The organism is Rhodopseudomonas sp. (genome assembly GCF_036404135.1).
Taxonomy (GTDB): domain Bacteria; phylum Pseudomonadota; class Alphaproteobacteria; order Rhizobiales; family Xanthobacteraceae; genus Rhodopseudomonas_A.
This window is the reverse complement of sequence record NZ_DASWPE010000037.1, coordinates 51,590-65,561: the sequence shown is the minus strand read 5'-3', so window position 1 is coordinate 65,561 and position 13,972 is coordinate 51,590. Positions and strand designations below refer to the sequence as shown.

The window sequence follows — 13,972 nt, the reverse complement described above, 5'->3', positions numbered from 1 at the left end:
GCTGACATGACCAAACGCATCGACCACATTTTCGGTGGCCAGAATGCGGTTGGCGGCAACGATATCCTCGATGAGGTATTTGATTCTTGTGGCGGCATCCATGAGCGTTTCTCCGTGCTGTATTAAGTACAACCAGTGGCGATCGCAGCCAGTGTGGCCGGACTAGGCCCCTCTTTTCTCAAGAAGGTCGACGATCTCTCGCGTCGTTCCCGTCTCGCCAAGCCTCGGAAAAATATAGGCGACACTATTAGCGTGGGCTTCGGCGTTCCGGTCGGTCATCGCGTCAACGGCGAGTGTCACGTTGAACCCCAGCTCATAGGCCTGACGTGCGGTGGACTCCACTCCGATGCTGGTGGCGACGCCGGCGACGACTATTTGAGTAACACCTTGGCCTTTCAGATAGTCTTCGAGATCAGTGTTTCTGAACGCACCCCATGTTCGCTTTGTCACCCCATGGTCCTGCGCCTGCCGGTTCAGTTCCGGGACCAGATCGGCCCAATCGGCCGCGCGTGGTCCCTGGCTGAGCGCCTGTTCGGTCCGGCCCGGCGCGGTGCCGGCCACGTTGACGAGTACGACGGGGAGATCGTGGTGGCGGAAGGCGCCGGCGAGCGCCGCCGCGTTCTGCACGATTTCGGTCATTGGATGGACGCCGGGATGCGAGATGATGCCCTTCTGCAGATCGACAATAATCAGGGCCGTTTTCGAGTCGAGCGCGGTGACGGTCATACGAATTTCCCTTCACGGATTGAGGCTTTGGTGCTGAATGAACTCATTCCGCTTATCGTGATCGGGCTCGCTTGCGTGCCGCCGGTAACCGCGGCCAAGGTCCATGATCGAAGAGAGGCTCCTGTCGAGGAAACGTCACCGATAGCGGTGGACCGGTTCGCGACCATCACGCGAAACCTTCTTCATCTCGGTGATCGGACTCGCCGCATTTCCAGTATCCAGCGGCATGAAGAGCTTTGCGATCGACGCCCCACACCGCCAAGGCATGCTCTCGGATGGACTTCACGACTGACGATTCCGCTGCGACCCAGATAACAGTGTTTTCGTCAGGCCACCCCACTGCTCTCGCGGCTTCCTCCAGACTGCCGGATACCTGCGTTCCGCTTTCCTTGCGATGCAACCAAGTGAGATTGACAGCAGCGGCAGATTGAAAGGTCTGCTCCTCGGCGGCATCGGCGACTTCTACGAAGACCTCTGCCCGCGCGTGGCCCGGGAGAGATTCGAGAATTCCACCGATCGCCGGTAGGGCTGTCTCGTCGCCGAGCAGCAGGTAGCGCTCCGTCGAGGGCTGGATGGCAAAGCCGCTGCGCGGATGTACGGCGCTGATCTCGAATGGATCACCGGGCCGGGCCCGCCCTGCCCAGGTTGAAATCGGACCATTGTCGCCATGCAAGACGAAGTCGATATCCAGCTTTTGCGAGACCGGATCAAAACACCGAACCGTGTACGCCCGCCCCGCAGTGTGCTGACCATCGGACAGCGGCACGAAAACCTTGAGCCATTGGGCTGGCAGCCCGAACCGAAAATCCGGCAGGCAGCGTCCGTCGACGGTGATCCGTTTCATGTGCGGCGTTATCAATTCGACGCGTTCGACGGCAACCTGAAAGAGCGGGTAAGGCGGACGAGTCATCGGCATGAGTTATCCTTTAACGAAGGGCCGCTTGTTCGAGGCTGGGCCATGGCTGCCCGCTTTACGGGCCAGCACGAGCGTCGGCGGCTGGAACCGGGCTCGACGGTCATCGGACGCCAAAGCGACGGAAAGCACCTGCCGTTTCAAGTTTGACGCAGCCCATGGCCATCCCGAAAATATCGCAAATGCCTCGCATTCGCACATGAAGGAATACACCGAGGTCGAGGACGCCACATTGCGCAATTCAGCCAATTTATGGCTTGAACCTGCCAACGCCTCCCGATCGAGCGACCATTCCAGGCTCTTCGGATCATGGATGACTCGATGGTGGGACCGCACCAAGATAGAGATTGCTGCGCGGATGACGGCCGCGCCAGCGCACGTGACCCGGATGATGTTTGACCCGGCCGTGAGGGTTGGTGCCCCCCTCGCCAGATCCCGGCATCAACTTGGCGGTCGCTCGACGCCGCTTGAGCGGTCGGCGAAATAACGCCCCGGCGGCTTGCCAAGAGCCTTTCGGAACATCGTGATGAAGGGGCTGGCGCTCTCATAGCCAAGATCCAGCGCCACCGTCTGCACCGGTGCTCCCTCCGCGAGACGCTGCAAAGCAAGAAGGATATGAAGCTGCTGACGCCAGCGGCCGAAGCTCATGCCGACCTCGCGCTGGAAGATGCGAGAAAGCGTCCGCTCGGCGGCCCCCACGCGGCGGCCCCATTCGGCGATGGTGGCGCGGTCGGATGGATCGGCGATCATGGCGTTGGCAATTCTCCGAAGCTTGAGATCGCCAGGCATGGGAAAGTTGAGCTGCTCGACGGGTGCGGTGGACAACTGATCGAGCAGCACCTGCGCGACACGGCCATCTGGACCGCTCTCGTCGTAAAGTCCTGAAAACGAGGCGGCATGGAGCAATAGCTCCTGCAACAGGCGCGAGACAGTGATCGTACAGCATGCATCCGGCAGGCCGGATGCAGCGCCGGGCTCGACGAAGAGACAGCAAATCCGGACATCTCCGGAGGCTTTCAGGCTATGGGGTAGACCGCCGGGGATCCAGACCGCGCAATGGGGGGGCACGATCCAAACGCTGTGGTCGACCTCGCACGTCACGACGCCGCACAGGGTCATGACCAATTGCGCCTTGCGGTGATGATGAACGCGGGTCTCCGCCATTTTCGTCAGGGTGGTGGCCACACCCATGGCGACGATCGGACGCGGGATATCATGGGGCCATTGGGCGACCTCTAGATAGGCTGGACCGGCGGCGCTTGGACGCGGAATCTCGCTCGGCGAAGCGTGCGGACGGCGATCATCTGGCAGCGACATAGGTCCTCTAAGAGCTTGCGTCGGAAATGAGGCCAACGCGGCTCAATTCTATGCTCGTGGCCGATTAGCGCAATAGAATGGCATAAATTCGAAAACCGGCCAGGCTGGGAGCACCCAAAGCGGCGGGTTTGAGCACTCTAATGGCGAAACTGCCCAATGTAGCCGGTGGTGGGCGGCGCTACTTTACGGGCTGACGATCTCCGGCGCCCTGCGGTCCTTCACAGCAATGGCACCGGCGCAGTGCATTGGAGTCAGCCATGCTTATGGACGCCGTGAACCTTCCGAAATTCAAGACCCGACTCAAAGCCGGAAACGGTGGCAACGAAGGTGAAATCGTCGCCGATACTCGCCCGCGCGTAAACGCCGAACGAGCCGAAGCCGCGATCGCCCCGCTGCCCCACCGGACTTCGCTCCAAAGCGGAGTCCCGGCATGACGACGGTTGCTGAACATATCGCGGATGATGCCGGCGCGACGCCTCGCACCGATGCCAGCCAGGCTGCCGTGCGGCAGAAGGTGGCGAAGAGGCACGACCGTCACGCACTGGCTGCGTGTCTTGGGCTTGCGGTCGTTGCGGCGGGATGCTGGGCGGGACTTCAATATTGGACCGTCTGGCGGTTCATGGAGTCCACGGACGACGCTTATGTGCAGGCCGACTCGACGATCGTGGCTCCTCGGGTGTCCGGGTATGTCGCCGCGCTGTTGGTGGACGACAATCAGAGCGTCAAGGCCGGCCAGACGCTGACCCGGATCGATGATCGGGATTTCCGCACCGCCCTCGATGAGGCAACGGCGAGCGTGTCCGCCGCCGCGGCTTCCGTCGCCAACCTGGGTGCCCAGATCACCGCCCAAGAGTCCCAGATACGACAGGCCGATGCCAGCGTCGCCGCAGCCACCGCCTCGCTCAGTCTGTCACAGCGCAACGACGTCCGCCGACGGACGATGGCACAAGTCGGCTACGGCTCGGACGAGCAGGCAGACGATGCATCGACCGACGCCAGGGAAAAGGCGGCCAACCTGGAACGGCTGCAGGCGGCGGCCCTCAGCGCCCGCCAGCAGGTGGATGTTCTCGCCACGCAGCGTCAACAGGCGCAGACGCAGCTTGCGCGTGCCGAAGCGGCGAAACGCCAGGCCGAGTTGAACCTCAGCTACGCCACCGTAACCAACGCGGCGGATGGCGTGAGAACGGAGCAACAGGCTCTTGGCTCCGCCAGTTCGGCCCTGCGCTTGACGCGGTTGGGGTATGGTATCGGGAACGCTGGCATTATCCAGGTGCTCGACGCCCAACGACTTCAGCAGCTCGCCGAACTCAGTTTGGTCCGGGCGCAAACACAACGATACACTCAGACGGTCAATCTCTTTCTTGCCGCTGGCGGCGGGATAACCGGCGCGACCCAACGGGGGGCCTGCAAAATAGCTGGAGGGAGAAAATGCCCAGCGGGACAGGGCTGACGGGAAGGACTTCCTCTAGTCGGGCGATGCAGCGGGCGCGTTGTCGCTGAGTCGGCGCGGCGCGATGCTGAAACGCCGCGGCATGTCGTCCCCGCCCCCGCCAAGATGGTTGGCTGTCTGCTCCCATCGCGACATCACCTGGTGTTCGCCAATCCGACGCCACAAGCCCTGGCTGGCCTTACCGAAGCGGCCGAACGGGGCCAACTCGTCCTGGCGGGTCGGCCGCATCGTGCCGCTGTCCGAGGCGATCTCGGCCGTCGTCGAACTTGAAACGACAGGCTTGCCCAAGGGAAAGCTGGTGATTGTTTCCACTCAACTCAGCTGAACCCTACAGTAAATCCGTTACTGCTCCTTCTTGAACAGGTCCTGGAAGATCAGCTGGCCCCAAATGCGGCCGCGTGCGTGCACCAGCGCGCCGCCCTCGTTGAGCTTTCCCAGCTTGACGGGTGCGAACCCGAGTTGTTTGGCCAAGGCCGCCACGGGAGCGGTCGCGTCCTCGTCGTCGCTCGACAGAAAGACGACCCGGTGGCCGCCCTCGACGACCGGATCGGCAGCCAGGGTGGCCGCGATCAAGTGATTGAACCCTTTCACGAGCTTGGCGCCGGTGAACGCCTTCGCGACGAAGGCCGAGGACAGGAGACCGTCCATCTCCTCAAGGGGAACCAGCGCGCTCATCGCGTCGATGACTGTCTTGCTTTTCCAGCTCGGCAGGGCCTTCGCAACCTCGCGATGCTCCCCGAACGGGACCGCCAAGATGATTGTGTCGGCATCGAGTGCATCCCGCAGCGACTTGGCGACGACCGTGGGGCCAATCGCCCGAGCCTGTGGCGCCAACGCCTCGGGCGGCCGGCGGCTCGCGACGGCGACCTCGATGTTCTTGCGGGCGAAGGCGTGGGCGAGGGCCTGGCCGACCTTACCGAATCCGACAATTGCGTAGCTCATGATATTTCTCCGACCCGTGTTGATATTGATTCCCCGGCTTTCAGCGGCGCTGGGTGATCCGTTCTGATGTGCGGTGACTTTGCGCAGGGGAGGCTCCCCGAGACCTTGGAAATGGGGCGGCCGGCGTCGGGCGGTGAGTGCGGAAGCGCGCACATCGCTGGTGCGAAATCGATCCGGCTGGACGGTCGACGTCCGGCGCGAGGCTCGCTGTCCGCTGTTCGAAAGCGGCGGCGCTCGTCGACCCAGGCGGTGATGACCGCCCGTATGGCTGTTCCATGTGTTATAGTGTTTTCAAGCGAAGTGGATCCCGGTTCGCGTGAAGAAAACGCGTAAAAATAAGAATCTAGAATTCTGGTTCTGATTCTATCAGAACCGAACTCTATGATCCGCGCAGCGTGCGACGGAAGGCATCCATGTGGAAGCGCGCCTGAGCCGGCGCATATTGATAGGATCGCCCAATCGGACAGGCGCGCCGTGCGCGACATCCCAGCGCAATGCAGTCAATTCCTTCGGCTTGATCCAGTCGTGATAGGCAAAGGTCGGTGTCATAGCCCTGGGTGCTGAAGGCGTGGTTCGGGCAGGCGCTCAGGCAGGGTTTGTCGGCGCAGCCGTCGCACGGCGACGCCGTCCGCGGCACGCCGGCGGGGCCGACCTTGTCTGCGAGCAGCAACGCGCCGCGCAGCGCATGCCAGAGCCCGAAGCGGGGATGGATCAGGATTCCGAGCGGCGACGAATGACACGGTTCGGCCCGCGTCGCCCATTGCTGGAACGGCAAGAACGGCCGTTGAAACGGAAAGACGATGCCGGCGCCGATCTCCTCGGCGATCGGTGTCAGGGCCTCTCTGGTCCAAGTATCAAGCGGCGAGCGGCCGGCCCGGCGCGCGTTGCAAAACTGTTGCCACATCGCTGGCCCGGCATTTCCGATCATCAGCACCGTGCCGGCCGGCGTCCCGTCCGGCAGAGCCGGAACAGCATCGCCCGGCTGCGGCGTGAAGCTGCCGCGCAGGCAAAAGCCGAGCGGCGTCAGGATTGCTGAAACATCATCGATCAGCATGGCGTCGATCCGCAGCACAGGAGATGACTGAACATACACCCGGATGCGAAGGCGCGGGCGAGTTTTTGCAAAGCCTTAGCTATCGCGGTTCGCCAGCCTGCGCGTGCCGAAATAGCGACGCCCATGTTTCGGGATCGGCGAAGCTCAGCCGCGCCCGCGAGGTCAACGCGACAGCATCTCCACGAAGGCGCGGACCCTCGTCAGCAACTGGCCGCTCGGCGGGCCGACCTGGAACGAGCCTTCCAGAAAAATCCCCGGCAGCCCCTTGCGGCGGAAATGCTCGGCCTGGATCTCGCGATGTACGCTGCCGAACGAGCAGCCGATATAGCCGTAGAACAGGATGCCCTGCGCGCCGAATTCCGGCAGCGTCTCCTCGATGCGCTGCATCTGCCGCACCGGCGAGCCGAGCGTGCGTGCGGTGACGATGTGGTCGGCATAGGCTTCGAGCGGCGGCAGGTCTTCGCGGAAATCGCGGGTCCAGTCGTCGGGATTATGCCAGGCGGTGATGGCGCCGCCGGCATCGTCGATGGTCTTGTAGACGCCGAATTCCTGGCCGCGGCCGCCGACCCAGGCGAGTTTGACCAGTTGATCGGAGGGGTGCGGCGCCTTGGCAGCCGTTTCGAGTTCCTCGATCAGAATGTCGAGCACCTCCTCATAGGCCTCCGGCTTGCCGAAATAATGCGTCATGCCGAGCAGCACATACATGGTCGCGAGGCTGCGGATGTAGAGCAGGTCGCGCATCCGCAACCGCAGGATCCGGCGCAATTTGGCAATGATGCGGTTGGCGCGGCGGATTTCGTCGGCGAGCCGGGTCTCGTCGATCGGCTTGCCGGTCAGCCAGCGCACCAGGTCGGTCAGTTCGTCGGCCAGGAACACCTGCAGTTGCGCCACCCGCTCCGGATCATCGGCGACGTTGGGGCGGTTGACCGCCTCGATGCGAAACACGTCGAAGCCTTCATCCTTCAGCAATTCCCAGGCGAGGTTCAACGGTTCGCACTGCGCGTTGTAGACCACAAGACGGCGCGGGGTGCGGGCGGCGCGCAGATAGAACTCGCCGAGGATCGCGCCGACCATGGCGCAGGACTCTTTCGGCAGTTGGAAGTAGTCCTCGGCCGCCGCCAGCGAATCGCTGGAGCCGAGCCTTCCGAGTTCGCTGACCGGGATCGGCAGCGTGTCGTGGCTGTAGAACAACGGCGCCAGGAACGGCACGCTGATCCACGATACACTGGCGCCATTTCGCGCGGCCTGTTCGGCGTCGCCGATGAAATTCCGCACCAGATCGAACAGCCGGCCGACCGCCGGCGAATAGCCATGGTCGCGCCGGGTTTCCTCCATATAGGCAAGCTGGCTGCCGAGCGCTTCGCTGGTGCGCAGCTTCGGCGTCGGCGCGCCGCCGCGCAGCTTCGCGAGGTCGACGAGGCTCAGCCCCTGGCCGTTCGGCGCGGTCTCGGTCAACGTCATCTCAGGCCTCCGCCTTCTCGGTCAGGACTTCGACGAAGGCCTCGAGCCGGGTTTTGATCTGGCCGTCGTCGCCATGGGAATAATCGCTGGCGAGCTCCAGCACCGGCCATCCGGCGGCCTGGAAGGCATTGAGGAATTTGCCCTTGGTCAGCCCGTAGCAGGGGCAGAATTTGAGATAGCTGAACAGCACGCCGTCGACCTGGTACTCGCGCGCGAGGTTGACCGCGAACTCCACCCGACGCTGCAGCGGCACCTGACGGGCGCAGGGCGCGCGGTCGAGATAGCCGTCGGCCAGCGCCCGCCACGGATCGCCGCTCGCATTGCTGTCCTGATAGAACGGGCTGAGCCCGGTGCAATGATCCTCGACCACGATGTCGGCGCCGATCTCGTCTTCGACCAGATCGAGAATCTTGCGGTCGCCGTCGGCGACAATGCCGCCGCACATCATCAGCCGCAGCCGTCGCGGTCCCTGGTCGGGAACCCGGACCAGCCGGTTGTAGACGTATTCGAGCAGTGGAATCAGCTCCTCGGCCTCCAGCGTCGCCGCGGCGCGGGCGATTTCCAGAAAGCCGCGGCCGTCGAGCGGCGGATGGCGCCGCTTGCGCAACGCCGAAATGTCGCGGACGATGGCGCGGACGCGGTTGAACAGCGCGATCTGCGCCTGCACGTCCTCGTCATGGATCTGGCGGCCGGTCAGCTGTTCGAGGTCGCGCCGGAAGCTGAGGATCTCACTGCGGAAGAAGGCGCGCGCGCCTTCGCGGTCGGCGTTGCGCGGCACGATATAGCCGCGCGTCGGCCGGTAGAAACTGTCGATCGCCTGCGAGGTCGCCCGCATCGCGTCGCAGGTGTAGAACGTGAAGACCTGATCGACCGCCTGGTTCAGCGGCGCCTTGGTCTCGAACTGGCCGATCACCGCCTTGGTGAAGTCGCAGAACACGCTCTTGGTAATGCGCTCGCCGCGCGACACGTCTTCCGAGCTGCCGCATTTCAGCAGCCGGATGAAGCCGGCGCCGGAGGCACCGAGCAGTTCCACCGGCGTGTAGTTGCACAGATAGGCCGCCTTCTTGACGTCGGTTCGGGCGACGAAGCGGGCCTCGGCGAGCGCGATCCTCGTGGTGACGTCGGCGAGATCGTCGCGCCGGCCGCGTTCGGGGCGTTGCGCGACGCGCCGCCGCTCCGCCAGAAATTGCTGGGCGTAGATCGCCGCCCCAAGTGCTCCGGCATAGATCGCGTCGATTCTGGTCGGCTTGATCGGGAAGCCGATCAGCGTCTGCAGCGCGTGGGTCATGCCGGCGTTGTTGGAAACCCCGCCGGTGAACACCAGATCCTCCTGCAACGGCACCTTGCTGACCAGGTTGCGGACCCGGCGCGCCGAGGCGAAGTGCACGCCGGCGGCGATATCCTCGCGCGGCAGGCCGCGGGCGCGCAGCGAGATGATCTCGGATTCCGCGAACACCGTGCACTGGCTGCTGATGTCGGGATGCGACACCGAACGCAGCGACGCCGCGCCGACCTCCTTGACGGTGTAGTCGAGTAGGCCGGCGGCCTTCTCCAGGAAGCGTCCGGTGCCGGCGGCGCATTTGTCGTTCATGATGAACTTGGCAACCTTGCCGGTGTCGGGATCGACCTGGATCGCCTTGGAATCTTGGCCGCCGATATCGATGATGGTGCGGGTCGCGGCGTTGAGAAAATGCGCGCCCATGGCGTGGCAGGAGATCTCGGTGACGATCTCGCTCGGCAGCTCATCGAATTGCAGCGCAACCCGGCCATAGCCGGTGCCGACTGCGTAGTCGATCTCGGTGCGTTCGATCGCCGCGAGGCCGAGCAACTCCTCGAGCAACTCGTCGGCGGTGGCTTGCATGTCGACGCCGGTCCAGACCTTGCCGAGGAACACCTGGCCGTCGTGCAGCAGCACGCCCTTGGCGGCGCGCGAGCCGATATCGAGGCCGAGCACGGTGGCGTTGCTCAGCCGACCGACCAGCGCCGGATCGATCACGTCGGAAATGCTGAAGGCGTGTTGTTCTGTCATGACCTGCGATCCGCTCAGGCGTGTCCGGCCTGGTAATGCCGTTGCGCGATCACCGCCGCGCCGATCGCGCCGGCATAGACCATGTCGAAGTTCGGCGTGCTGATCGGGTGACCGATCAATTGTTCCAGCGCGCGCTTCATGCCGAGATTGTTGGAGACGCCGCCGGAAAACACCAGTTCGGGGTCGAGCCCGACCCGGTTGACCAGATTGCGCACCCGCCGCGCCGAGGCGTGGTGGATCGCGGCGGCGATGTCCTCCGGCCGTTCACCCTTGGCCTTCAGCGAGATCACTTCGGATTCCGCGAACACCACGCATTGGCTGGAGATGTCGATCTTCTTCTGCGACAGCAGCGACTTTTCGCCGAGTTCGTCGAGCCGATAGCCGAGCAGTTCGGCGATCCGTTCCAGGAAGCGGCCGGTACCGGCGGCGCATTTGTCGTTCAGCACGAATTCGACGACGCGGCCGCTGTCGGGATCGACCCGGATCGCCTTGGCGTCCTGGCCGCCGATGTCGATGATGGTCTTGGTGCCGCGGTTGAGCGCGTGCGCGCCCATCGCGTGGCAGGAAATTTCAGTCACGACCAGCGTCGGCACTTCCTCATAGTCGATCGCGATCCGGCCATAGCCGGTGCCGACCACCAAAGCCAGATCCTTGCGCGCCAGCCCGGCCTTGCGCAGCAGCCGGCCCACCAGTTGATCAGCGGTGTCCTGGGAATCGACACCGCTGGAAGTGATCGCGGTGTACACCTCGCCGCCACCGATCAGCGCCGCCTTGGCCTGGCGCGATCCGATATCGATGCCGATTGTGATTGCCGCCGGCAGATCCGCCGCAAGGCCGTCGCCGAACAAATCCTGAGCTCTCACGCCGACGGTCCCTCCTGGCGGTGACATAACGGCGAAGCGCCCGACGTGCGGTGAGTGCACGTGATCCGGCCAGTTGATAGCAATCGCTACGGCAGCCGTCCCGCACTGTCGCAATGAGGGCAACGCTATCGCCCGAGGTTGCGGCTGGCAATTCTATAATTGGTCAAGTTAGTAGACCAATTCATGTGTAGCTGCGCCATCGCCGCAGATTTGTCACCAATCGATCGGGCGGGGTGCATCGCAGGACATCGCAGATCGACGCGGTCCCGCCCAAAACGGCCGGGTTGGCAAGATACTTCGCGTCGGCGGCGCCGGCGCGGCGGAGTCATCCAACAACCGACCGCAAAATGCAAACATATGCCAGCGCAACTATGCTTAGCTTGCGGCTGGGCGATCAATGCGGCGCGATCGGAATGGGGATGACATCGGAATGGGGATGACAATGGCGGAGCCGGAGGCCAAGCGAACCACGACATCCAAGCTGCTGTCACGCCGTGCACTGTTGACGGCGGCGACCGGCGCAGCGCTGGCAGCGCCGTTCGGATTCGTCCGCGCGGCCCGCGCGCAGGAAACCAAGTCGCTGAAACTCGCCTGGATGCCGACGGCGCTCTGCCATATCGGGGTTCCAGTGGCGCTGCACCGCGGCTTTTTCGAGAAATACAAGCTCAACGTCGAAAGCATCAATTGGGCCGGATCGACCGACCTGCTGCTGCAGGCGTTGTCCGCGGGCAACGCCGACTTTGCTATCGGCATGGCGCTGCGCTGGATCAAGCCGCTGGAATCCGGCTTCGACGTGAAGTTGACCGGCGCCACGCATGGTGGCTGCATGAACATTCTGGCTGGCGAAAATGCCGGGTTGAACAGTCTTCAGGCGCTGCGCGGCAAGCGGATCGGGGTCGGCGACATCGCCGGGGTCGATCGCAATTTTTTTGCCATCGCGCTGTCGAAACGCGGCATCGACCCGGTCAAGGAAATCGAGTGGCGGCAGTATCCGCCGGACCTGCTCGGCGTCGCGATCGAGAAAGGCGAGGTCGACGCGATCAGCACCGGCGACCCGCTGGCGTTCAAGCTGAAACGCAGGCACCATCTGGTCGAGGTTGCGACCAACCTGGTCGACGAATATGCCGAACGCGCCTGCTGCGTAATCGGTGTTCGCGGCAGCCTGTATCACAACGACCGGCCGGCTGCGGTGGCGGCTACCAAGGCGCTGATCGAAGCCACGCAATGGGCGCAGGATAATCCGGATGAGGCGGCGGTGGTCTATGGACCCTATGCGCCGAAGGAAGACCCCGCCGACCTCGGCCGGATGTTGCGGTCGCTGACCAATTATCGGCATCCGATCGGCGAGGATTTCAAGAATGAGATCATCACTTACGCCGAGGAGCTGAAGGTGGTCGACGTGCTCAAGCGCACCACCGATACCAAGAAATTTGCCGACCGCGTGGTTGTTGACATCAGCTAGCGCGGCGCGGATCGAGTGCAGCGGTGCGAGCGCGGCGACGGCGGGTGTTAGCCGATCGATCGCCGCCAGGTACATCGGCGTGGTGAAGAGTCGGCGCTGTACGGATGAAGTGCCGATCGTTGGTGTCGATGAGCCGCAGGCGGCGGCCGGCAAAGTTGTCGCTGCGACGCGATCGATTGCGGCAATAACATTCTGTGCGGGCGCCACGACCGGCGCTGTGCATTGCTTTCTTTCGCATCGGATTGCCAAAGCCGATCGCGTGGGCGAACATCCAAACCCTTCCGCGGCAGAAACGCGGTCGTTTCGGGAAAGAGGTCTGCTGGTGGCGAGCCAAAGTGCGGAAATCATCGATCTGAAGGCGTATCGTGAGCGGCGTTCGCAATCGGCCCTGCCGCGGCATGCGGTGCCCGATTGCGGCATCCTTCCGCTTGCCATGATGCCTTCGGCGTTCATCGTGTTCTGGCCGGCTTGGGTCTTCACGCCGGCGATCCCGCTTGCCGCGGCGACGGGTGGACAGGCCTCGCCATGAGCGATGCGAGTTTCCGGTTGAGCTCGGATGGCGATAGCGAGCATAGCCACCTCGCGGCGGATCTCCCGGCGATCGTCGGCAAGAATCTGCGTCGACTGCGGATCCGCCAGGGCTATTCGCTGGAGCGGCTGGCCAAGCATTCCGGCGTGAGCCGTGCGATGCTCGGACAGATCGAGACCGGCAAGAGCGCCCCGACCATCGGACTATTGTGGAAGGTGGCGACCGCGCTCGGCGTGCCGTTCGCCAATCTGATCGCGACCGATGAGGCGCATGGACCGCTGGTGTTTCGTCGCAACAACGCCAAGCTGCTGTCATCCAATCAGGGGCAGTTCACCTCGCGGGCGCTGTTTCCGTTCGACGGCGAGCGTCAGGTGGAGTTTTACGAGTTGCGGCTGGCGCCGCTGCATCGCGAGGAGGCCGAGGCCCACGCCGCCGGGACGCGAGAAAATCTCGTGGTCGCCAAGGGCGCGATCGAAGTGACGGCCGGACATGAGCGGCCGACCATTCTGACCGAGGGCGACGCCATCCTGTTCGAGGCCGACGTGCCGCACAGCTACCGCAACCTCGGGACCGAAGAGGCCGTGGTGTTCCTGGTGATGACCTATGTCGAATCGATCGGCTGACGCCGAAGCGAGTCAATGCAAGTCGCCCGATTCCTACGACAAACACCGCCGTCAGCGGCAAGAAAAATGAACGGCCGGCGGAAGGCCGGCCGTTTATTCGAAGGATCACGCGGGTGATGCTCTGGCCTTGATGATCAAGCCGGGCGATCGGTTCCTGATGATCAGGTCTTGACGATCGGCCCTTGACAATAAGGCCCGGACGATCAGGCCTTGGCGGGCATCGGCATCATGCCCATCATCATCATGCCGCCGCAGCTCATCATCATCGGCATGCCGGTCGCCATCATGCTCATCATGTTCTGGCAGCATTGCGCGAACATGTCCTTCATGGAGTCGTCCATCGGCGCCATCTCGCAGCTCATCATGCCGTTCGGGGTCATGCGGCAGGTCATCTTGCACATGATCATCGGCATCGCCATGCCGGGCATCCCGTTCATCATGCCCATCATCGGGTTCATCATCATCGGGTTCATCATCATGGGGTTCATCATCATCGGGCTCATGCCGCCCATCATCGGCATCATGCTTTGCATCGCGGTGTTCATGGCTGTGCTCCACTCAGTTAGACGAAATTTGCTTCGTCTGTCGCATATGAGAATAGGA

General features: G+C 63.4%; 15 protein-coding genes. 5 read left to right on the top strand and 10 right to left on the bottom strand.

The genetic code is table 11. From position 1 onward, the window contains the following. Positions 1-162: 162 nt before the first annotated feature. The 3 genes from VGC77_RS04395 to VGC77_RS04385 form a co-directional block, all read right to left on the bottom strand. The gene (locus tag VGC77_RS04395; RefSeq protein WP_331170355.1) at positions 163-726 is read right to left on the bottom strand and encodes a cysteine hydrolase family protein; all 564 of its coding nucleotides are present in this window, start codon (positions 724-726) and stop codon (positions 163-165) included. 166 nt (positions 727-892) lie between these two features. Next, positions 893-1,642 (bottom strand): siderophore-interacting protein, encoded by a 750-nt coding sequence (locus VGC77_RS04390; RefSeq protein WP_331170354.1) that lies wholly within the window; start codon positions 1,640-1,642, stop codon positions 893-895. A gap of 438 nt (positions 1,643-2,080) precedes the next feature. Beyond that, complete coding sequence (locus tag VGC77_RS04385; protein WP_331170353.1) at positions 2,081-2,830, bottom strand: helix-turn-helix transcriptional regulator; 750 nt, start codon at positions 2,828-2,830, stop codon at positions 2,081-2,083. Between the two features lie 383 nt (positions 2,831-3,213). Here VGC77_RS04385 and VGC77_RS04380 point away from each other — a divergent pair, with 383 nt between their 5' ends. Next, entirely contained in the window at positions 3,214-3,390 is a 177-nt protein-coding gene (locus VGC77_RS04380) for a hypothetical protein (RefSeq protein ID WP_331170352.1), read from the top strand. Next, a complete protein-coding gene (locus VGC77_RS04375) occupies positions 3,387-4,406 on the top strand; it encodes a biotin/lipoyl-binding protein (protein WP_331170351.1) in 1,020 nt (339 codons plus the stop codon). The genes VGC77_RS04380 and VGC77_RS04375 overlap by 4 nt, the downstream gene beginning before the upstream one ends. 15 nt (positions 4,407-4,421) lie before the next feature. Here VGC77_RS04375 and VGC77_RS04370 read toward each other — a convergent pair whose 3' ends face one another. The 6 genes from VGC77_RS04370 to VGC77_RS04345 all read right to left on the bottom strand — a co-directional run bounded on the left by VGC77_RS04370 (position 4,422) and on the right by VGC77_RS04345 (position 10,755). Beyond that, a complete protein-coding gene (locus tag VGC77_RS04370) occupies positions 4,422-4,718 on the bottom strand; it encodes a hypothetical protein (RefSeq protein ID WP_331170350.1) in 297 nt (98 codons plus the stop codon). A gap of 30 nt (positions 4,719-4,748) precedes the next feature. Next, positions 4,749-5,348, bottom strand: a complete 600-nt coding sequence (locus VGC77_RS04365) for an NADPH-dependent F420 reductase (RefSeq protein WP_331170349.1) — start codon at positions 5,346-5,348, stop codon at positions 4,749-4,751. Between the two features lie 379 nt (positions 5,349-5,727). Continuing rightward, positions 5,728-6,402, bottom strand: coding sequence for a ferredoxin (locus VGC77_RS04360; protein WP_331170348.1), 675 nt, complete (start codon positions 6,400-6,402; stop codon positions 5,728-5,730). Positions 6,403-6,564: 162 nt separating this feature from the next. Then, positions 6,565-7,863 (bottom strand): 2-hydroxyacyl-CoA dehydratase family protein, encoded by a 1,299-nt coding sequence (locus tag VGC77_RS04355; protein ID WP_331170347.1) that lies wholly within the window; start codon positions 7,861-7,863, stop codon positions 6,565-6,567. A 1-nt stretch (position 7,864) separates the two neighbouring features. Further along, positions 7,865-9,892 (bottom strand): 2-hydroxyacyl-CoA dehydratase, encoded by a 2,028-nt coding sequence (locus VGC77_RS04350; RefSeq protein WP_331170346.1) that lies wholly within the window; start codon positions 9,890-9,892, stop codon positions 7,865-7,867. A gap of 14 nt (positions 9,893-9,906) precedes the next feature. Continuing rightward, the gene (locus tag VGC77_RS04345) at positions 9,907-10,755 is read right to left on the bottom strand and encodes an acyl-CoA dehydratase activase (protein WP_331170345.1); all 849 of its coding nucleotides are present in this window, start codon (positions 10,753-10,755) and stop codon (positions 9,907-9,909) included. A 436-nt stretch (positions 10,756-11,191) separates the two neighbouring features. On the opposite strand from VGC77_RS04345, the gene VGC77_RS04340 reads away from it, so the two are divergent. Genes VGC77_RS04340 through VGC77_RS04330 form a run of 3 tightly spaced genes read left to right on the top strand, consistent with a single transcriptional unit; the run spans position 11,192 to position 13,369 of the window. Further along, complete coding sequence (locus VGC77_RS04340) at positions 11,192-12,217, top strand: ABC transporter substrate-binding protein (protein ID WP_331170344.1); 1,026 nt, start codon at positions 11,192-11,194, stop codon at positions 12,215-12,217. Then, positions 12,204-12,746 (top strand): hypothetical protein, encoded by a 543-nt coding sequence (locus tag VGC77_RS04335; protein ID WP_331170343.1) that lies wholly within the window; start codon positions 12,204-12,206, stop codon positions 12,744-12,746. Before VGC77_RS04340 ends, VGC77_RS04335 begins: the two co-directional genes overlap by 14 nt. Next, positions 12,743-13,369, top strand: a complete 627-nt coding sequence (locus VGC77_RS04330; protein ID WP_331170342.1) for an XRE family transcriptional regulator — start codon at positions 12,743-12,745, stop codon at positions 13,367-13,369. The genes VGC77_RS04335 and VGC77_RS04330 overlap by 4 nt, the downstream gene beginning before the upstream one ends. Before the next feature lie 203 nt (positions 13,370-13,572). Here the strand turns inward: VGC77_RS04330 and VGC77_RS04325 are convergent, their stop codons facing one another. Then, positions 13,573-13,914: a hypothetical protein gene (locus VGC77_RS04325; RefSeq protein ID WP_331170341.1), complete on the bottom strand. Its 342-nt coding sequence runs from the start codon at positions 13,912-13,914 to the stop codon at positions 13,573-13,575. Between the last annotated feature and the right edge of the window lie 58 nt (positions 13,915-13,972).